The following is a 19670-nucleotide window of genomic DNA, read 5'->3' as shown; positions in this document are numbered from 1 at the left end:
AAAATAGCATCATCTAACAAAGATTGTTCTAATGAACACTCACTTATCCATTGTAAATTTAAGGGGGAGCAGAAATGGAAATTTTAAAAGTTTCAGCAAAGTCAAATCCGAATTCAGTAGCAGGAGCATTAGCCGGCGTTTTACGTGAACGCGGTGCAGCAGAAATACAAGCAATCGGTGCTGGAGCGCTGAATCAGGCAGTCAAGGCAGTGGCCATTGCAAGGGGATTTGTTGCGCCTAGCGGAGTGGATTTGATATGCATTCCAGCCTTTACTGACATTCTTATCGATGGAGAAGAAAGAACAGCAATCAAACTGATTGTTGAGCCACGATAATTCTAATTTTATTATTTTCAACCTGCTTACATCATGTAAGCAGGTTGTTTTTGTTTACTGCTATACATTTCTTATATAACATATTCAGTTCATGAAATAGATAAAAAAACTACATATTAGAGCTTGCATTTTTTCACCATGATGATAAATTAAGATTAAGTTGAAAATACTTCATCAAAAATAAATATTTAAGTAGGTGAAATAATGATTGAAGCTTTTTTGAAAAGAGGAAAGCTTGTTTTTATTTTGTTTTTTATCGTTCTCATTGCCGGGGGCTATCTATTTACGCAGCTTCCTAAACGAGAACTGCCAGAATTCCAAGCAAATATCGTGACCATCTCCACTGTTTTTCCTGGTGCTGATGCAAAACAGGTGGAAAGTGATGTAACCAATAAGCTGGAATCAGCCATAACTGATATCAATGGTGTAGAGAAAACGAGCTCTGTTTCTGCCATTGGTTTTTCAAATATTGTGCTTGAAATTGATGATCAAGCCGATTTTCAAAAGGTGGCAGGTCAAATTAAAAATGAAACCACGAGTGCCGCATCTTCCTTTCCTGACGGTGTGATGGAGCCAGATGTAAAGGATGAGTTTGGCAACGTGCCGGTTGGTTCTTACATGATTGTGTCGAGTAAGTCATCTGACTTAGCGAAAAGTCAGGAATCGCTTCGTGCGTTGAAGGAAAAAGTAGAGGACATCAAAGGTGTTGACGGTGTCGTCATCAAAGGCTTCAATGATAAACAAGCGATATTGAACTTAGATTCAAGTAAGCTTGAGGATGAGGGGTTAAATGTGACCGATGTCACAAATGCCATCAATCAGGAATTTGACACTTCTCCACTAGGTGACATTCGGGCAGACGGAGAGAAGGTCAAGCTGTCCATTGATGCCTATGACCGCTTAGATCAAGTCGAAAAAATTGAGCTTTTCTCAAAAACGAATCGAGAGCCAGTCACAATTAGTCAGCTTGGCAGCTTAAAAGAAGTAGAAAAAGAGAAAAGTGATATTGTTTCGTATAACGGAAAGCCCGCCTATTCGTTTACAGTCAATATAAAACCAGGGCTTGATATTCCTAAAATGTATGACAAAGTCAGTGCTGTCATTGAAAAAGAGAAACAGCTGCCAAATGGTGTAGAGTGGGTAGACTATTATTCTCAAAAAAGTGAAGTAGATGCCATTTTTAATGATTTAATCAAAGAAGCCATCGTTGCAGTCATCGCTGTCATTATCGTCACCACACTTGGTCTCACCATTGGCGGTGCCTTTATCGTTTCACTAGCGATCCCATTATCGATCACGATTGGGACCATTCCGCTGCCATTTTTACAAGTGGACCTTAATCAAATTTCAATCATTGGCTTTATCATTGCCCTAGGGATACTTGTGGATGATGCCATTGTCGTTAACGATAATATTTTAAGGCAGATGAAAAAATACGAAAACCCGCTTAAAGGAACGATTGCAGGGGTGAAAGAGGTCGCAGGCTCCATTTTGACATCAACACTTGCGGTTGTGTTTGCCTTCTTGCCACTTGTTTTCCTATCTGGTGCGAACGGTTCATTTATTCGAGCATTACCGTCTGTTTTAGTGACGACTGTGCTTGCGTCTATGGTCATTTCATTGACACTTGTCCCAGTCTATCAATATACAGCGAACCGGAAAAGAAAGAACAAGAAGATTCAAAAGGAGCCGGGATTCTTAGGCAAACCATTAAAGAAATTAGCAGATTTTTATGCAGACCGCGTGCTGACAAAAATCGTGAGGCGTCCACTTCTCATTGGACTAAGTGGTTTGCTTGTTGCCACACTTGCCTTTTTACTTATCTTCGTCACACCGTTTGAATTTTTCCCTGCGGCGAATAAGAAAGAAGTTGTTGTCACTGTCACACTTCCAAGTGAAACGACATTAGACAAAACAAATGAAACATTAGAGAAAATAGAACAAGAGATCAAACAGCAAAAAGGCATTGAAGAGACGGCCATTTTTGCAGGTGGCGGTGTGCCGAACTTGTTTAATGAAAGCATCTCAAACGCAAGTGACCATACTGGTCAGGTTGTCGTGAGAGTAGACAATGAACAGATGACAAGTAAAGCATTGATTGACCGTATGACAGAGCCTTTGCGAGAGAAATTTAAAGATGCTGATATCTTTATGAAAACCATTGTTCAAGGGCCGCCAACCGGAGCGCCTGTGACTGTAACCATTGCGGGTGACTCTTTTTCAAAGCTGATTGATATCAAAGGAACGCTTACAAAAGAAATGAAAGAAAATGGAGCAAGCTTGATCACGGACGATGTCAATCAGCCGGTGAAAACCATCTCATTTGAATTAAACCGTGATCGTATGGCACAGGATGGGCTCAGTGCTCAGTTTGTCAGCAGACAGCTTGGTCTTGTGACAGAAGGACTCCCATTAGGCACCTTTAAACAAGGAACAGAGGACATTGATCTCGTGGTCAAACAGGACATGGGTACACATCAAAATAGCCTGAAGCTAAACGAAATCAAAGTGCCTGTGAATACAAATGAGGGTGGTGTGCCTTCACTGGAGCCACTTAGCCGATATGTGAAAGAAAAAGAAACAGAGCAGTACGAGAGCATTCCACATGAAAATGGTATTCCGACCATCACGTTAAAGGCGTACCCTGGAACGTCAGATACATTTAAAGACGATATGAAAGAAGTTGTCAATCAAGTCGAAAAAAGTGATGCAGCGAAGGATTTGACCATTTCTCAAGGTGGAGAAAATGAAGATCAGACCCAATTTTTTATTGAAATTAGTCTTTTATTTGGAGTTGTCTTGCTGCTCATTTATGTGACGATCGCCTTCCAGTTCAATTCATTGATGCTTCCGCTTTTAGTGATAGGAACTGTTTACTTAGCGATATCAGGAGCCGTTATCGGACTGTTTGTCACGCAAACGCCGTTCAGCTTTATGGCGACAATGGGGATTGTATCATTAGCTGGCATCGTGGTTCGAAATGCGGTTGTCTTATTCGAATTTATTGAACAGCGGCGCAAGCTAGGTCTTGATCAACGAACAGCCGTGATTGAAGCGGGAAGAGCAAGGATTAGACCAATTTTATTAACGGCATTTACAGCACTAGTTGCCCTAATGCCTGTTGCGTTAAGTAATGACCCACTCTTTAAGCCGCTTGCAATCTGCATTGTATCAGGTGTCTTTTTCTCAACGATTCTGACACTATTAATTGTACCGGCCCTATATGTTGTTGCCGTTTCAAAAAAACGCTGACAGTTAAAGCAAATCTCCTTCTATTCGGAGATTTGCTTTTTTTTAGAAAAATATCTAAAAAATTATGTGGAGTGTTCATTTGTCTCTACTGAGTAGACAGTGGTATTTACGACTAAAATAAGACGTGTTAAAATCTGATTGGGAGAAGTTTTTTAACAAAGGGGTTGTACGTCATGTGTGGAACGATGAAAGCGATTGTTAAAAAAGAAAGCGCTTACGGAGCGGTGTTGATAGACATGCCGATTCCAGAAATCAATGATCATGAAGTATTGATCCAGGTGAAAGCCACATCGATATGCGGAACAGATGTGCATATTTATAATTGGGATGATTGGGCAAAGGGAAGGGTCAAAGCACCTTACATTTTCGGACACGAATTTACAGGGGAAGTTGTTAAAGTGGGTAAACAAGTCTCACGTGCAAAAGTAGGGGATTTTGTATCGGCTGAGACGCATATTGTATGTAATCAGTGCTATATGTGTTTAACAGGACAGCAGCATTTGTGCAGTGAAACGAAAATTTTAGGGGTGGACATTGATGGCTGTTTTGCTGAATATGTCAAAGTACCTGCACAAAATCTGTGGCACAATCCAGCTCAAATGCCAGTAGAGCTTGCATCCATTCAAGAGCCGCTTGGAAATGCAGTTCATACGGTTTTGCACACACCTGTTTCAGGTAAAGCAGTGGCGATTTTTGGCTGCGGACCCATTGGTTTAATGGCCATCGCAGTCGCAAAAGCCTCTGGGGCTGTCCAAGTGTTTGCCGTTGATAAAAATGAATACAGGCTTGAGCTTGCAAGGAAAATGGGCGCAGACCATATCGTGGATATCGGAAAAGATGATCCTGTTGCGATGATTAAGCAGCTCACGCGAATGGAAGGGGCAGACGTGATGTGTGAGATGTCAGGACACCCAGTGGCGATTCATCAAGCACTCGAAGCTTGTGCAAATGGAGGGAAAGTCAATATACTGAGTTTGCCAGAAAGGCCAGTGACAATTGACATTACGAATCAAATTGTTTTTAGGGGATTAACCGTTCAAGGGATCACGGGGAGAAAAATGTTTGAAACGTGGCGTCAAGTATCTGAGCTTTTAAGAACGAATACAATTGATGTACAGCCGGTTGTCACCCATACGCTGCCATTTGAAGATTTCGAAAAGGGGTTTGAACTCATGAGAAATGGTACATGCGGAAAGGTCGTGCTTATGATGCCATCATATCAAAGGGGGAAGAAATGATGAAAGAATTCACGTATTTACAAGATGAATTAGAAACAATGAAGCAGCAAGGCACCCACCAAACGCTCAAAGAGATTGACTCAAAACAATCATCCGTGGTCACATTAAATGACCAATCCGTTATACAACTCTCCTCAAATAATTACTTAGGCCTCACCTCGCATCCACGGCTGATGAAAGCAGCGAAAGAGGCGATTGATGAATTTGGTGCTGGGACAGGATCCGTACGAACCATTGCCGGTACAATGACGATGCATGAACGTCTTGAAAAAAAGATCGCTGCATTTAAGAAGACAGAGGCAGCCCTTGTGTTTCAGTCAGGTTTTACGACCAACCAAGGGGTCTTATCAAGTATCTTAACAAAAGATGATATTGTGATTTCAGATGAGCTCAATCATGCCTCGATCATCGATGGCATTCGATTAACAAAGGCAGATAAAAAAGTATACGCCCATTCCAATATGGAAGAGCTTGAGAAAATTTTAAAAAAATCTATGAATTACCGCGCCCGGCTTATCGTAACAGATGGTGTGTTCTCGATGGATGGAGATATTGCACCGCTTCCTGAGATTGTGAGACTTGCAGAAGCATATGACGCATTTGTAATGGTTGACGATGCGCATGCGTCAGGAGTACTTGGCGAAAATGGACGCGGGACAGTCAACCATTTTAAACTCGACGGCAGAGTGCACATTCAGGTTGGGACACTTAGTAAGGCTGTCGGTGTGCTAGGCGGCTACGTGGCTGGTTCTGCGGTTTTAATCGACTACTTAAAGCATAAAGCAAGACCGTTTTTATTCAGCACCTCACATCCACCAGCTGTGACAAGAGCGTGTGAAGAAGCAATTGAAGTACTGTTAGACGAACCAGAGCGAATTGATACGCTTTGGGAAAACGCTGCCTATTTTAAAGAAAAGGTCATCAATCTGGGATTTCAGGTTGCACCAACAGAGACACCGATTATTCCGATGATGATTGGAGACGAGTCACTTACTTTCCGTTTTTCAAAGGCATTAATAGAGCGAGGTGTCTTTGCTCAGGGCATAGCCTTCCCAACTGTGGCCAAAGGAAAAGCGAGAATTAGAGCCATCATCACAGCAGAGCACACAAAAGAAGAACTTGACCGTGCACTGACAATCATTGAAGAAGAAGCGAAAAAACTGAACATTCTTGATTGAGAGAGCGTGGGCTCTCTTTTTCTTTTTATAAAGAGAATGGTTATGACTGTCCTGTTAAATAGGCATTTTTCATAGAAAAACCTCGTATGAATTTATTTTCAATTCATAACAAAATAGTCTATACTGTAGGGTGGAGCTTGGTTTGAAAGGAGTACAAATTCATGAATGAAAAGCAGAGAAAAGCAAGCGGACAAGTAAGTTCATCGGACAAAAAATCCGAGAAGGACTACAGCCAATATTTTGAAGCTGTTTACATTCCGCCTTCCTTAAAAGATGCAAAAAAACGGGGTAAAGAAGAAGTCGAATACAATCAATTTCAAATTGACGAGCGGTTTCAAGGGTTAGGGAACGGCCGCAAGTTTTATATTCGCACTTATGGCTGTCAAATGAATGAGCATGACACAGAGGTGATGGCTGGTATTTTTATGGCGCTTGGCTATGAACCAACAAACTCTACTGAAGATGCGAATGTCATCCTATTAAACACCTGCGCCATTCGTGAGAATGCTGAAAACAAAGTGTTTGGAGAGCTTGGTCATTTAAAAGCATTAAAACGCGAAAAGCCAGATTTGATCTTAGGTGTCTGTGGATGTATGTCACAAGAAGAGTCTGTCGTCAACCGTATTTTGAAAAAACACCCATTTGTTGACTTGATTTTCGGAACGCACAACATTCACCGCTTACCGGAGCTTTTATCTGAATGTTACCTTTCAAAAGAAATGGTCATCGAGGTTTGGTCGAAGGAAGGGGATGTCATTGAAAACCTTCCAAGAGCCCGCCAAGGTAAAATCAAAGGCTGGGTGAATATTATGTACGGCTGTGATAAGTTCTGTACATACTGTATCGTACCTTACACACGCGGCAAGGAAAGAAGCCGCCGGCCAGATGAAATTATTCAAGAGGTAAGACGTTTAGCGGCAGAAGGATATAAGGAAATTACCCTTCTTGGTCAAAACGTGAATGCGTATGGAAAAGATTTTGAAGACATGGAATATGGTCTTGGCCATCTCATGGATGAGCTGCGTAAAATCGATATTCCGCGTATCCGTTTTACAACAAGTCATCCGCGTGACTTTGATGACCATTTAATTGAGGTGCTTGCAAAGGGCGGCAACCTGCTCGATCATATTCACTTGCCAGTTCAATCAGGAAGTTCTTCTGTGCTGAAACTCATGGCGAGAAAATATGACCGTGAACGTTACCTTGATCTTGTGCGTAAAATCAAAGAAGCGATGCCAAATGCTTCCCTGACAACAGACATTATCGTTGGGTTCCCAAATGAAACAGATGAGCAGTTCGAAGAAACCCTTTCCCTCTATCGTGAGGTGGAGTTTGATGCGGCTTATACGTTCATTTACTCTCCAAGAGAAGGAACTCCAGCAGCCAATATGAAAGACAATGTCCCAATGCGTGTGAAAAAAGAACGCCTTCAGCGCCTGAATGCACTCGTGAATGAAATTTCCGCGAAAAAAATGAAGGAATATGAAGGGCAGACTGTCGAAGTATTAGTAGAGGGTGAAAGTAAAAATAATCCTGAGATCCTAGCCGGATATACAAGTAAAAGTAAGCTTGTGAATTTTAAAGCACCAAAAGAAGCGATTGGCAACATCGTCAAAGTGAAAATCACACAAGCGAAAACTTGGTCTCTTGACGGAGAAATGGTTGGAGAAGCTATCGAGGTGAATTAAAATGACGCTTTATTCAAAGAAAGAGATTGTCGAGCGCGCAAGAGAGCTCGCTAAAATGATTTCTGAAACAGAAGAAGTTGATTTCTTCAAGAAAGCAGAAGCACAAATCAATGAAAATACAAAAATTTCGACGATCATTAATCAAATTAAGGCGCTTCAAAAACAAGCAGTAAATTTAAAGCATTACGGCAAACACGAAGCCTTAAAGCAAGTCGAAGAAAAAATCGATGCCCTGCAAGAAGAACTGGATGAAATCCCAGTGATTCAAGAATTCAAAGAATCACAAATTGAGGTCAATTCTCTGCTTCAGCTTGTAGCGCACACGATTTCTAATCAAGTAACGGATGAAATCATTCTTTCAACCGGCGGAGACCTATTATTAGGAGAAACCGGTTCAAAAGTGAAAAACTCATCACCAAGTTGCTCCATTAAATGAGAAAACCCCGCATCTGCGGGGTTTTTTGTTACCTTTTTTTGAAACAATTTAAGAATGGAATTCCCCGCTCTACTTCAAAGCTCCATCAACCTTAATCTCTCACACTCCAACTTTTCCAATTTTCAAGGCAAGTTTATGGGCGACCATGCATACACTGAAACAGAAATGAATTTAATTGAACATGAAGCTCAAAATCGTGACACACTAGACGAATGCCCAGCATAAGATAAAACGATCAAGAACAAGGAGGCATGCCGGAATGTCTGAATACAGAGAGATTATTACAAAAGCGGTGGTTGCAAAAGGGAGGAAATTCACCCAAAGCACACACACCATTTCTCCATCGCAAAAACCAACCAGCATCCTAGGTGGTTGGATCATTAATCATAAGTATGATGCTGAAAAGGTCGGTAAAACTGTTGAGATTGAAGGAACATTTGATATTAACGTGTGGTATTCATATGCTGATAACACGAAAACAGAAGTGGTCACAGAACGTGTGAAATATGTAGACATCATCAAACTGAGATATAAAGATAAAAATTTCCTTGATGATGAACACGAAGTGATTGCGAAAGTGTTGCAGCAGCCCAACTGCTTAGAGGTGACCATTTCTCCTAATGGCAATAAAATTGTCGTTCAGGCAGAGCGTGAATTCATTGCTGAAGTGGTAGGAGAAACAAAAATTGTCGTAGAGGTCAATTCAAGCTGGAAAGAAAAAGATGATCACGAGTGGGAAGAAGAAGTGGATGAGGAGTTAGAGGATATTCATCCAGAATTCCTAGCAGGTGATCCAGAAGAGTAATAGATGACTAGGGCGCATATCTCCCTAGTTTTTTTGTGCCTCGATCTAGGGAAAAAAGGTGCTTTTTTATGCTATAATGGAAGATGGTATGAATTCGAAAGTGATATAGTGAGGGATTAGAAATATGGCAAGTTATACGCCCATGATACAGCAATATTTAAAGATCAAGGCAGATTATCAAGATGCCTTTTTATTTTTTCGCTTAGGCGATTTTTATGAGATGTTTTTTGATGACGCAAAAGAAGCGGCACAAGAGCTAGAAATTACGTTAACAAGCAGAGACGGCGGGACGATTCCAATGTGCGGCGTCCCTTACCATTCTGCTTCTGCATACATAGAACAGTTGATTTCAAAGGGCTACAAAGTCGCCATTTGTGAACAGGTGGAAGATCCTAAAACGGCAAAAGGTGTGGTCAAAAGAGAAGTTGTTCAACTCATTACACCAGGGACGGTCATGGATGGCAAAGGGCTGAGTGAAAATGAGAACAACTTCATTGCCTCTGTTTCCAGCTTTCAAAATGGGTACGGCCTTGCGCTTTCCGATTTATCAACAGGAGAAAACATGGCTGCTTTCATCGATCGATTAGATGAGGTTGTGTCTGAAATTTATTCTGTCGGTGCAAAGGAAATTGTGGTTTCAAAGCAGCTGAATGAGGAAACAGTGAAGACCCTTAAAGAGCGCTGTCATGCAACGATTTCATACGAAGATAGCGGCCAATTAATGGATGAAGCTGAACCGCTCGTTTCCCACCTTGACGAAAATCTGAGATCAGCATTTTTAACGCTATATGCCTACTTAAGAAGAACGCAAAAAAGAAGTCTTGATCACCTTCAGCAAGTTCAAGTGTTTGAGCTTGAACAAACGATGAAAATTGATCTTTACTCAAAGCGAAATCTTGAATTAACAGAAACGATCCGTTCAAAAAGCAAAAAGGGCTCTTTATTATGGCTGCTAGATGAAACAAAAACAGCGATGGGCGGAAGACTGCTCAAGCAATGGATCGATCGGCCGCTCATTCGCCTTTCGCAAATTGAGGAACGCCAGGAAATGGTGCAAATTCTCATGGATCATTTCTTTGAACGAGAGGATCTGCGTGAACGATTAAAGCAAGTATATGATCTTGAGCGTCTAGCAGGCCGCGTGGCATTTGGAAATGTGAATGCCCGCGATCTCATTCAGCTGAAGGAATCCTTAAAACAAGTACCGGCCATTAAAGAGCTCGTCCATTCACTGCCAGAGGAAATGGCGAGATCAAGAGCGAATGATATTGACCCTTGTGGTGACTTGCTTGATTTATTAGAAGATGCTCTTTATGAGAATCCGCCGATGACGTTAAAAGAAGGCAATTTGATTAAAGATGGCTACAATGCAAAATTAGATGAATATCGTGATGCCAGCCGAAACGGTAAGGACTGGATTGCACGGCTTGAACAGCAAGAAAGAGAATATACTGGCATTCGTTCCTTAAAAGTCGGTTTTAATAAAGTATTTGGTTATTATATCGAAGTGACCCGGGCGAATACACATCTGCTGGAAGAGGGTCGTTATGAAAGAAAACAAACCCTTGCCAATGCAGAGCGGTATATCACACCTGAATTGAAAGAAAAAGAAGCCCTTATTCTTGAGGCAGAATCAAATATTAGCGAATTGGAATATGAACTATTTTCAGCTCTTAGGGAACAAGTGAAAACATATATTCCTAGATTACAGCTGCTCGCAAAACAAATGAGTGAGCTGGATGCGCTGCAATGCTTTGCGACTGTCAGTGAAAAACGCCGTTATGTCCGTCCGGAATTCTCAGAGGATGAGGTGGATGTCATTGATGGCCGTCACCCTGTCGTTGAAAAAGTGATGGATCACCAGGAGTATGTGCCGAATGACTGCCATATGGGAAGAGGCAGACAAACCTTGCTTATTACGGGACCGAATATGTCAGGGAAAAGCACGTATATGAGACAAATGGCGCTCATCTCGATTCTTGCGCAAATTGGGTGTTTTGTGCCGGCATCAAAGGCGACCCTTCCGATTTTTGATCAAATCTTTACACGTATTGGTGCGGCAGATGATTTGATTTCAGGTCAAAGTACTTTTATGGTAGAAATGCTCGAAGCAAAAAATGCGATGGTGCATGCAACGAAAAACAGTTTGATTTTATTTGATGAGATTGGACGCGGGACAAGCACCTATGATGGAATGGCTCTTGCACAGGCGATCATTGAATTTGTTCATGATCATATTGGTGCCAAAACCCTCTTCTCCACACATTACCATGAGCTCACGGTACTTGAGTCTCAATTAAGTGAGCTGAAGAATGTCCATGTACGAGCTGAAGAGCATGAAGGAACGGTCGTTTTCTTACATCAAATCAAAGAAGGTGCAGCTGACAAAAGCTATGGCATTCATGTAGCGCAGCTTGCTGAATTGCCTGATGCCATCATTGATAGAGCCCAGACGATCTTAACGGAGCTTGAGAGCGGATCACATGAAGTGATTCCGCACGTGGCTCCAGCTCCAAAAACAGAAAAGCCCGAGGAGAAGCAGCAGCTTTCTTTCTTTGAAGTGGAAGAAAAACCGCAAACAAAAGCCGTCCTCAAAAACAAAGATCAAGCGGTGATCGACGAATTAAAGTCATTTAATGTAATGGATATGACACCACTGGAAGCCATGACAAAGCTATATGAATTGCAAAAGAAATTATAATGTAAGGTGAGGTGAGCAGAAATGGCAAAGATTATTCAGTTATCCGATGACCTATCAAATAAAATTGCTGCTGGTGAAGTGGTCGAACGGCCGGCTTCTGTCGTAAAGGAGCTTGTGGAAAATGCGATCGATGCAAGTAGTACAGTCATTGAAATCGATGTAGAAGAAGCAGGTCTTTCTTCTATTAGAATCATTGATAATGGTGTTGGAATCGATGCTGAAGATTGTAGGCTCGCCTTCCAGCGCCATGCAACGAGTAAAATCAAAGATGAAAATGATTTGTTCCGTGTCAGAACACTAGGCTTTAGGGGAGAGGCGCTGCCAAGTATCGCGTCCGTCTCTCACCTAGAAATGAAAACAAGTACCGGTGAAGGAGCTGGAACGCACTTAGCCCTCCAAGGCGGGAAGATCATTTCAGAGAAAAAAACCTCTGGCCGTCGCGGCACCGAAATTGTGGTCACCAACTTATTTTATAATACGCCAGCCCGATTAAAATACATGAAAACCGTTCATACAGAGCTTGGCAATATATCGGATGTCGTTAACCGAATTGCACTTGCTCATCCAGAAGTATCGATTCGCTTGCGTCATCAAGGGAAAGTCTTGCTTCAGACAAATGGAAACGGAGATGTACGGCATGTGCTTGCGGCCATTTATGGAACGGCTGTGGCGAAAAAAATGCTGCCACTTCACGTACAATCACTTGATTTTGAAGTGAAAGGGTATATTTCCTTACCAGAAGTGACGAGAGCATCGCGGAATTATATGTCTTCTGTTGTAAACGGCAGATATGTCAAGCATTTCCCGCTCGTGAAAGCCATCCATGAAGGGTATCACACGCTGCTTCCGATCGGTCGCCATCCGATTACATTTATTGAGATGAAGATGGACCCCATTCTAGTGGATGTGAACGTGCACCCGTCAAAACTTGAAGTGAGACTTAGTAAAGAACAGGAACTTCATGAGCTGATCAAACAAGGAATTAAGGAAGTGTTTCAAAAGCAGCAGCTCATTCCAAGTGCTTCAGTGCCAAAAAAAGCACCAATGCCAGCTGTGAAAAATGAGCAGCAATCCTTAACCTTTGATGCGAAAAAAGTAAATACAAGCGAGGCGGAAACGCCGCTACGCTATCAGCCGGAGCCTCTCGAATCGGTTGTATACGAGACAAATCAGATTGGCACATACGGGACGCCTGAGCAGGAAATGACAGTGGCGTCATCAGCCGTATTTAATGAAGATGATCCATCTGAGAGTGTTCATTTAGAGGAATCCGCAGCTTCACTTGAATATGAAGAGTCGGTACTGAGAGAAGATGCTGCAGAAACCATTTCAGAAAATGAACGCGTCCCTGTCATGTATCCCATCGGTCAAATGCACGGCACATATATTTTGGCTCAAAATGAACGAGGGCTTTATATTATCGATCAGCATGCGGCTCAGGAGCGAATCAAGTATGAGTATTATCGTGAAAAAGTAGGAGAGATCGAACAGGAAGTTCAAGAAATGCTCGTCCCATTAACATTCCACTACTCGAAAAACGATATGCTGATTATTGAAGAGCATAAAGAGATACTAACGAAAGTGGGTGTCTTCTTAGAGCCTTTCGGTTCAGGAAGCTACATTGTTCGGTCGCATCCGCAGTGGTTTCCAAAAGGGGAAGAGGCTGAACTAATCGAAGAGATTATTCAACAAGTGCTGGATGAGAAGCGTGTAGATATCAAGAAATTAAGAGAAGAAGCGGCGATCATGATGAGCTGCAAAGGCTCTATTAAAGCAAATCGCCATTTGCGTCATGATGAAATCAAAGCCTTATTAGATGAACTCCGGCAAACGAAGGACCCATTCACATGTCCGCACGGCCGGCCGATCATCATTCATCACTCCACGTATGAAATGGAGAAAATGTTTAAACGGGTGATGTAGCAGTATTTTAGATGGTGGGTGAATTGGTTTGCCCACCAATTAATTTTCAAGGTACTTTTCAAAACGCAAAACGCTTTCTGTTTCGTGCTTTTTTGTAACGTGAAGATAAACATCTGCTGTCATGTTAATGGTAGCATGCCCAAGTCGATCACTTACTGTTTTTATATCGACTCCGCTTTCAAGGAGCATAATTGCATGAGTATGTCGTAGCCCATGAGGTGTAATGTGATGTAAATTTGTTTTTGACAGGATTGAGTCAATAGCTTTATTAATTCCAAACGTTCCTATATCTTTCCCATTGGGTGATGCTATCAAAAAATTAGGTTCTTGATATGTAACCCCATATTTAATTTTGTTTTTCTTTTGCCATGTACGATACTTTTTAAGTTCAGTTATTAATGTGTCATCAATTGCGATTGTACGAATGCTAGACTTTGTTTTAGGTATCTTTACACCATACTCATTTCTTGATTTATTAACCCGTATCGTCTTTTGGTTAAAATCAATGTCATCCCATTGAAGTGCAATTAACTCTCCTTTTCTTATCCCTGTTCTTAGTAAAATTAATGCAATGATGTAGTGATGGAAACGGGACTTTTTTGCGGCATTAATAAATATATTTACTTCATCTATTGTAAGGTAATTTATCTTGTCATCATTTACATTACTATCTTTTTTTATAGAAATATTTGAATACTTATTATGTGTTAACATTTCAAGTTCTACTGCTTTAATTAGTATAACACCGTAGCAGCGGGGAGAATCACACCCGAACAATATGAGCAGATCACAGGTGAGCCGTACGAAGTATAGGCTTATTTTTTATGGCGGGAGAAGGTGAGCAAAATGGAGATGGATTTGGCACAGTATTAAATGACACAAGGACCCTTTGCGGTGCTTTTTTGTTGGGTACTGTTTTATGTATTGAACACGACAAAAGAGCGTGAGAACAAGCTGAACGAACAAATTGACGCACAAAATGATGTTCTAGCAAAATTCAGTGAGAAATATGACGTTGTAATCGAGAAATTAGATAGAATCGAAAGAAACCAAAAATAAGAAAAGAGGTATTTAATATGAAAAACTTTGACAAAGGCACGGTCGTTCGCACGGTGCTTCTTTTTATTGCACTAATCAACCAAGGACTTATCATGTTTGGCAAACCTGTTTTGCCGATCAGCGAGGACCAAGTAAACACATTAACAGAAACTTTATACCTTGCCTTCTCAATGGTCTTTACGTTAGTAACAACCCTTGTCGCATGGTACAAAAACAACTATGTGACTGATATAGGAAAGAAACAAAAAGAAGTTCTAAAACAAAAAGGATTAACAAAATAAGAGCTGTCCCAGGCGGTTTTTTTAAATAAAAAAGCAATTTTAAGGAGACGATGAACAATGGTAAAAATCATTCAAGATTATATTTCAAAGAGTAACCGCAACAGACCAGGCAACTATATGAAACCTTTATATATCACGGTCCATAACACCGCAAATACAGCCAAAGGCGCAAACGCAGCAGGTCACGCTAGTTTTGTGAAACGTTCAAGCACGGCGGTGAGCTGGCATTACACTGTGGACGAAAATTGTATCTATCAACATTTACCACTAAACGAAAACGGCTGGCACGCAGGAGCTGGCAGAGGAACCGGCAATATGAAATCAATTGGAATTGAAATTTGTGAAAATGCTGACGGAAACTTTGAAAAGGCAATCGAGAACGCTCAATGGCTTATTAGACAGTTAATGCAGGAACAAGGCATTTCACTTTCAAACGTTGTACCGCATAAGCATTGGAGTGGGAAAGAATGTCCCCGCAGGTTGCTAAATCGTTGGGACAGCTTCAAAGGCGGTATCGTCGTTGCTCACACAAGTAAAAAACCGACTGTGAAATCAACAAAAGCAACACCATCCAAAACAGCGGCTTCCAAGCCTGCTAAAAAGTCATATCTGCCAACAGGCATTTTAAAAGTAACAAAGCCTCTTACAAAGGGGCAGGAGTAAAAGCCGTACAGCAAGCCCTAGCGGCGGCTTACTACTACCCGGACAAAGGGGCGAAAAACAACGGGGTTGATGGCTATTATGGACCGAAAACGGCGAATGCGGTCAAGCGGTTCCAGCTCATGAACGGCTTAGCGGCAGACGGGATTTACGGACCAAAGACGAAAGCGGCATTAGAAAAAGCCATGAAATAAGTAAAACCCCTGTCCGTTGTAGGATGGGGGCTGTTTTGTTTGTTGATTAGTAACATCGAACAAGTAAACTTTCTAAAATATTGTTAAATATCTAAAGCATTTTCACCAATAAAAAAACATACATATTCCTATATATATTCATGATCTTTATTGTTAAAATAAGGTTTAATAAGCAATAACCTTGTGAAATTACTTGTTTTTAACAAAAATATTTAAAATGTTCTCTTCGCCTGCGATAATGAAATAAAATGGATGTTTGCCGGAAAAAGTTGAAAATCCATTTGTTTAAATCCCTTTTGATTAATTTGACCTAATGAATATATTGTATCTTATACCATAATATTCTATAATTGTATAATATATACATACAAGATCGTTAAAGTGTTGATTATAAAATTACGAGTCCGGGTCGTAATTTTTTAATAATACAATTCAAAGGGGAAACAAAATGAAGAGATTTATAACAAGTTTGAAAGTCTTTGTTGTTGTCCTATTATTGTTTGCGATCACACCCATTGTAGCAACCGCAGAAGAAACTAACGATCAGGATTTAACGTTTGAAAAAGCAACGGATATTGTAACAAATGAAGACATAGAAAACTACAAGGCTTTAAGTGAAGAAGAGATTATTGATCGAAAGACAGCGATTAGTGAGGGTTATGCTGAAGGTGATGTTTTATCAAAAGAAGATACCTTATTTTTACTAACTGAATCAATTGTTGAACGTCAAGATCAAAACGGAGAGCTTTCAACTCTAGCTGGTAAATCATCAAGAAGTTTTAGTACATCAAGAAAGAAATATGGAACAAAAGTAACTTTAAAAGGCACAATGTATCAAAATATTGCGTTCGTTGCAGGATCATCATCGTTTCGTGGAAATATTAAAGCAACACGAAACAGTGGGAAGCTCAAGCAGATTACCCTACTTACTTACCATGATTCATTCGGTGTCGTAGGATGGAACGGAGGGTGGCCATCTGTTGGTAAAGTATATGGTGGAAAAGTCAGTAATAAAAAAGTTGCCAATGCCAAAACATATGCAATGGATAAAACACATCGTTACAATTCCGTTTTGCCTGTCTACACCACTATGTGGACAAAGGCAGCTGTGAAAACAAAGTCAGGAAATGCCTATGATGTAGCTTCTAAAACTTGGACTAGATGGCATTAATCCTTAATGAAAGGAGATAGTAAATATGCCTTGGAATACAATTATCACTGCCGGTCTATTTGTTGTGATACCTGTAGTCATTATCACAGCAGTAGTTTACTTTATTAAAAGAAAGAACACCAAAACATCTAATAGTTGATGACTTTAAAAAGAGCCGTTCATATTAATTCGGCTCTTTTTTTATATTAACTAGTCAATATTGCTCCCCAATAAGGCTTTACCATATCAAAACACCCTAACTTTTGCGGTTTCTTTTCGGTGTGGAATTATTCTGAAAATGATAATATATGTCATTATAGGGAATAGCAAGAAAGGGGTAGGGTCTTATGGAGAAAGTGCTTTCTTCTCATGTCGGGTTGAAAATCAATGAATGGTATTATCATATTCAAAGATTTAATGTACCGGATGCCGAAGCGTATAAAGAAGAAATTAAATCTTTGCTCGATAATATGGAGGAAAACCAAGATTTATTATTATATTTCTCACTCATGGAATTCCGACATAAATTAATGCTTGATTACTTAAATCCTTTAGAAAATGGAAAAGAGCGTGCCAACTTTAGAGAATTAGCAATGAAGATTAAAAAAGATCAAGAGAAATTGACAGGATTGCTTGATTATTATTTTAATTTTTTCTATGGAATGTATGAATTTGAAAACTATGAATACCTCAACGCCATTACCTTCTACAAACGAGCAGAAAAGAAGTTATCCTTAGTAAGTGATGATATTGAACGTGCCGAGTTTAATTTCAAGATAGCAGAAATCTATTACCACATGAAGCAAAACCACATGTCTATGCATCATATAGCCCAAGCAATAGATTGTTACAAAGAAAAGAATAATTATACTGTTAGGCAGATACAGTGTTCTTTTGTTATTGGATTAAATTATATTGATATGGGTTGCCCCGAAAAAGCAATGCCTCATTTTGAATACGCACTAGAAAAATCTTCTGACAACTCAACAAAAAGATTAAAAGGATCGGCGCTTTATAATATAGGATTAAGTTATTTCCACAATGATGAACTATTAATGGCTATAAAATACTTTAACGAATCAATCCATTCATTTAAAGAACAAGGATACGAACATTTAAATAAAATTCTTGATCCCATGGTTATGTTGACAAAGTCATACTTTAAAACTGATCAAAATGATTTAGGGTTATACGCCTTAAACGAGGGGATGGAATTGGCTGAAAAATTAAAAGACGATATATTTCTAAATACATTCACTCTATTGAGATCATTGTATTTAGAAAACAATGTTAGTCGTTTAAAAGAAGCAATGGCTTATTTGGAATCAAAATCTTTTTATGCGAATCTTGAAGATTTATCGAAAGATGCAGCGAAGCATTATAATAAAGCAGGAGATAAAGAACACGCAAACGAATTTTATGAGAAGATTCTTTATTTCCAACACCAAATTAAGAGAGGGGACTGTCTTTATGAAATTTAAGTCAGTAGCAGCCGTATTAATAATTGTCAGTATGTTAGGTGCTTTTAGTTATGTTTCATCAAACGATATCCATAATGAAGCCCAACGAGGACACACAACAAGTATCGGTTATTTTGCTTAATTAAAAAAGCCCTTTTCAGGGGCTTCTTTTTTATTTGAATATCCTTCTCATCAATTTCCCCGACGCTCATGATACGTTTGCCTATAGTACCCTTTTGAACAGCATTGACGTCACCCAGGTATTTTGATGTTTTATAAAGGAATGATCTTATTTTGTTTATATTCATGAGGTATGCACCTACTTTCTTCATTAATATAGAGTTATGTGGGCTTGCCCACTAAATGCCCACTAATTGATGACAAACTATAAAGTGGTATGATGTAAGAATAATATAAAACGCAGGAAACACAACAACGAGAGAACGTATGTTCTTGTGTGATTTCCTGCAAATAATTCGACATATGAAATGGAGAAAATGTTTAAACGGGTCATGTGACCAATGAGAAAAAGCGCTCTTAGAGCGCTCAGATTGTAGAGAAACTCATGTTTTTCTACAATCTTTTTTATTTTTAACGTATGTATGAAGAATGAAATGTATTGAAAAAGGCCTGCCACACACCTAGCCTAGCTTCGCTAGGTGTGTGGCAATCTTCTTCATGTTCTGGCACGCAGCTGTGAGAAGAACTTGCTCACTCACATTCTGTTTTCCCCTCAACCGGCAGTAGCGAAGCCCGTGCAGTTGTTTTGAATCTGCAAAGCTTCGCTCTATTTTTTCTTTTCTTTTTTTATATAGCTCTTTTCCAGAGACAGATAGACGATTTTGTCTGATCTTTTCTTTATGTTCTTCCCACACGTGTCTTGAGATCACTTTTTGATGATTTTTAGATCTTGTACAGCTTTCAAGGAAAGGACACGATGCACATTTTTTAGGATCTGATTTGTAGAACCTATAACCTTTTCGATCAGTTGTCGTATATAAAAGCTTCTCACCATTTGGACATATGTAATGATCATGTTTAGAATCATACTGAAATTTCCACTTCTCAAATAATCCTCTTGTTGGATGAAAACGTCTATGGGCAATAACACCAAAAATATGTCGATCAGATAAACCTTTACAGATTGGTGTTGTTAAATAACCAGAATCAAGGGCAACAGCTTCTACTTGAAAACCAAATCGTGCGATTTGGAGATCCAATCGATCAAGATAGGGAACAGAATCATGGACATTACCGGGCGTGACATGGGCATCAGTGATGATATTGTATTTCATATCTGTTGTACGGTG

Annotated in this window: 16 protein-coding genes and 2 pseudogenes; 16 read left to right on the top strand and 2 right to left on the bottom strand. The window is 40.0% G+C overall.

The features are described from left to right. Window positions 1–74 precede the first annotated feature (74 nt). From spoVS to mutL, 9 genes are all read left to right on the top strand, one after another. Window positions 75–335, top strand: coding sequence for a stage V sporulation protein SpoVS (gene spoVS / locus R0K30_RS03570; protein WP_003211281.1), 261 nt, complete (start codon window positions 75–77; stop codon window positions 333–335). 204 nt (window positions 336–539) lie between these two features. Continuing rightward, entirely contained in the window at window positions 540–3587 is a 3048-nt protein-coding gene (locus R0K30_RS03565; protein WP_410609223.1) for an efflux RND transporter permease subunit, read from the top strand. A 173-nt stretch (window positions 3588–3760) separates the two neighbouring features. Beyond that, complete coding sequence (gene tdh, locus R0K30_RS03560) at window positions 3761–4825, top strand: L-threonine 3-dehydrogenase (RefSeq protein WP_099725778.1); 1065 nt, start codon at window positions 3761–3763, stop codon at window positions 4823–4825. After that, entirely contained in the window at window positions 4825–6003 is a 1179-nt protein-coding gene (locus R0K30_RS03555) for a glycine C-acetyltransferase (RefSeq protein WP_410609221.1), read from the top strand. The genes tdh and R0K30_RS03555 overlap by 1 nt, the downstream gene beginning before the upstream one ends. A 161-nt stretch (window positions 6004–6164) precedes the next feature. Beyond that, on the top strand, window positions 6165–7691 hold the full coding sequence (gene miaB / locus R0K30_RS03550) for a tRNA (N6-isopentenyl adenosine(37)-C2)-methylthiotransferase MiaB (protein ID WP_099725776.1): 1527 nt from the start codon (window positions 6165–6167) through the stop codon (window positions 7689–7691). Between the two features lies 1 nt (window position 7692). After that, on the top strand, window positions 7693–8127 hold the full coding sequence (ricA, locus tag R0K30_RS03545; protein WP_099725775.1) for a regulatory iron-sulfur-containing complex subunit RicA: 435 nt from the start codon (window positions 7693–7695) through the stop codon (window positions 8125–8127). A gap of 259 nt (window positions 8128–8386) precedes the next feature. Next, complete coding sequence (cotE, locus tag R0K30_RS03540) at window positions 8387–8932, top strand: outer spore coat protein CotE (protein WP_007499466.1); 546 nt, start codon at window positions 8387–8389, stop codon at window positions 8930–8932. Window positions 8933–9056: 124 nt separating this feature from the next. Further along, window positions 9057–11633 (top strand): DNA mismatch repair protein MutS, encoded by a 2577-nt coding sequence (mutS, locus tag R0K30_RS03535; protein WP_410609217.1) that lies wholly within the window; start codon window positions 9057–9059, stop codon window positions 11631–11633. Between the two features lie 21 nt (window positions 11634–11654). Beyond that, complete coding sequence (gene mutL / locus R0K30_RS03530; RefSeq protein WP_410609215.1) at window positions 11655–13556, top strand: DNA mismatch repair endonuclease MutL; 1902 nt, start codon at window positions 11655–11657, stop codon at window positions 13554–13556. 39 nt (window positions 13557–13595) lie between these two features. Here mutL and R0K30_RS03525 read toward each other — a convergent pair whose 3' ends face one another. After that, the gene (locus tag R0K30_RS03525) at window positions 13596–14270 is read right to left on the bottom strand and encodes a site-specific integrase (RefSeq protein ID WP_410609213.1); all 675 of its coding nucleotides are present in this window, start codon (window positions 14268–14270) and stop codon (window positions 13596–13598) included. Window positions 14271–14300: 30 nt separating this feature from the next. Here R0K30_RS03525 and R0K30_RS03520 point away from each other — a divergent pair. The 7 genes and pseudogenes from R0K30_RS03520 to R0K30_RS03490 form a co-directional block, all read left to right on the top strand. Further along, window positions 14301–14369: pseudogene (locus R0K30_RS03520) on the top strand (XkdX family protein); the annotation flags it as partial. A 60-nt stretch (window positions 14370–14429) separates the two neighbouring features. Next, window positions 14430–14615, top strand: a complete 186-nt coding sequence (locus R0K30_RS03515) for a BhlA/UviB family holin-like peptide (protein ID WP_144523934.1) — start codon at window positions 14430–14432, stop codon at window positions 14613–14615. Window positions 14616–14632: 17 nt separating this feature from the next. Further along, window positions 14633–14896, top strand: coding sequence for a phage holin (locus R0K30_RS03510; RefSeq protein ID WP_410609211.1), 264 nt, complete (start codon window positions 14633–14635; stop codon window positions 14894–14896). 57 nt (window positions 14897–14953) lie between these two features. After that, window positions 14954–15750, top strand: a pseudogene (locus R0K30_RS03505) (peptidoglycan recognition protein family protein). 448 nt (window positions 15751–16198) lie between these two features. Further along, entirely contained in the window at window positions 16199–16921 is a 723-nt protein-coding gene (locus R0K30_RS03500; protein WP_410609210.1) for a hypothetical protein, read from the top strand. A gap of 326 nt (window positions 16922–17247) precedes the next feature. Continuing rightward, entirely contained in the window at window positions 17248–18381 is a 1134-nt protein-coding gene (locus R0K30_RS03495; RefSeq protein ID WP_410609208.1) for a response regulator aspartate phosphatase, read from the top strand. Further along, window positions 18371–18502, top strand: a complete 132-nt coding sequence (locus tag R0K30_RS03490; RefSeq protein ID WP_265208118.1) for a hypothetical protein — start codon at window positions 18371–18373, stop codon at window positions 18500–18502. Before R0K30_RS03495 ends, R0K30_RS03490 begins: the two co-directional genes overlap by 11 nt. Before the next feature lie 499 nt (window positions 18503–19001). Here the strand turns inward: R0K30_RS03490 and R0K30_RS03485 are convergent. Further along, window positions 19002–19670, bottom strand: a 669-nt coding sequence (locus R0K30_RS03485) for a transposase (RefSeq protein ID WP_410609206.1), incomplete at its 5' end; no start/stop codon positions are given.

Source organism: Bacillus sp. SIMBA_154, assembly GCF_046536015.1.
Lineage (GTDB): Bacteria > Bacillota > Bacilli > Bacillales > Bacillaceae > Bacillus > Bacillus pumilus_P.
This window is presented reverse-complemented; position numbering and strand designations above follow the sequence as displayed.

Excerpts from the sequence above, each read along its gene's own strand:
- spoVS (WP_003211281.1), top strand. The coding sequence starts at position 75 with ATGGAAATTTTAAAAGTTTCAGCAAAGTCAAATCCGAATTCAGTAGCA.
- R0K30_RS03515 (WP_144523934.1), top strand. The coding sequence starts at position 14,430 with ATGACACAAGGACCCTTTGCGGTGCTTTTTTGTTGGGTACTGTTTTAT.
- mutL (WP_410609215.1), top strand. The coding sequence starts at position 11,655 with ATGGCAAAGATTATTCAGTTATCCGATGACCTATCAAATAAAATTGCT.
- mutS (WP_410609217.1), top strand. The coding sequence starts at position 9,057 with ATGGCAAGTTATACGCCCATGATACAGCAATATTTAAAGATCAAGGCA.
- R0K30_RS03525 (WP_410609213.1), bottom strand. The coding sequence starts at position 14,270 with ATGTTAACACATAATAAGTATTCAAATATTTCTATAAAAAAAGATAGT.
- R0K30_RS03510 (WP_410609211.1), top strand. The coding sequence starts at position 14,633 with ATGAAAAACTTTGACAAAGGCACGGTCGTTCGCACGGTGCTTCTTTTT.
- cotE (WP_007499466.1), top strand. The coding sequence starts at position 8,387 with ATGTCTGAATACAGAGAGATTATTACAAAAGCGGTGGTTGCAAAAGGG.
- R0K30_RS03495 (WP_410609208.1), top strand. The coding sequence starts at position 17,248 with ATGGAGAAAGTGCTTTCTTCTCATGTCGGGTTGAAAATCAATGAATGG.
- R0K30_RS03490 (WP_265208118.1), top strand. The coding sequence starts at position 18,371 with ATGAAATTTAAGTCAGTAGCAGCCGTATTAATAATTGTCAGTATGTTA.
- R0K30_RS03555 (WP_410609221.1), top strand. The coding sequence starts at position 4,825 with ATGAAAGAATTCACGTATTTACAAGATGAATTAGAAACAATGAAGCAG.
- R0K30_RS03500 (WP_410609210.1), top strand. The coding sequence starts at position 16,199 with ATGAAGAGATTTATAACAAGTTTGAAAGTCTTTGTTGTTGTCCTATTA.
- tdh (WP_099725778.1), top strand. The coding sequence starts at position 3,761 with ATGTGTGGAACGATGAAAGCGATTGTTAAAAAAGAAAGCGCTTACGGA.
- miaB (WP_099725776.1), top strand. The coding sequence starts at position 6,165 with ATGAATGAAAAGCAGAGAAAAGCAAGCGGACAAGTAAGTTCATCGGAC.
- R0K30_RS03565 (WP_410609223.1), top strand. The coding sequence starts at position 540 with ATGATTGAAGCTTTTTTGAAAAGAGGAAAGCTTGTTTTTATTTTGTTT.
- ricA (WP_099725775.1), top strand. The coding sequence starts at position 7,693 with ATGACGCTTTATTCAAAGAAAGAGATTGTCGAGCGCGCAAGAGAGCTC.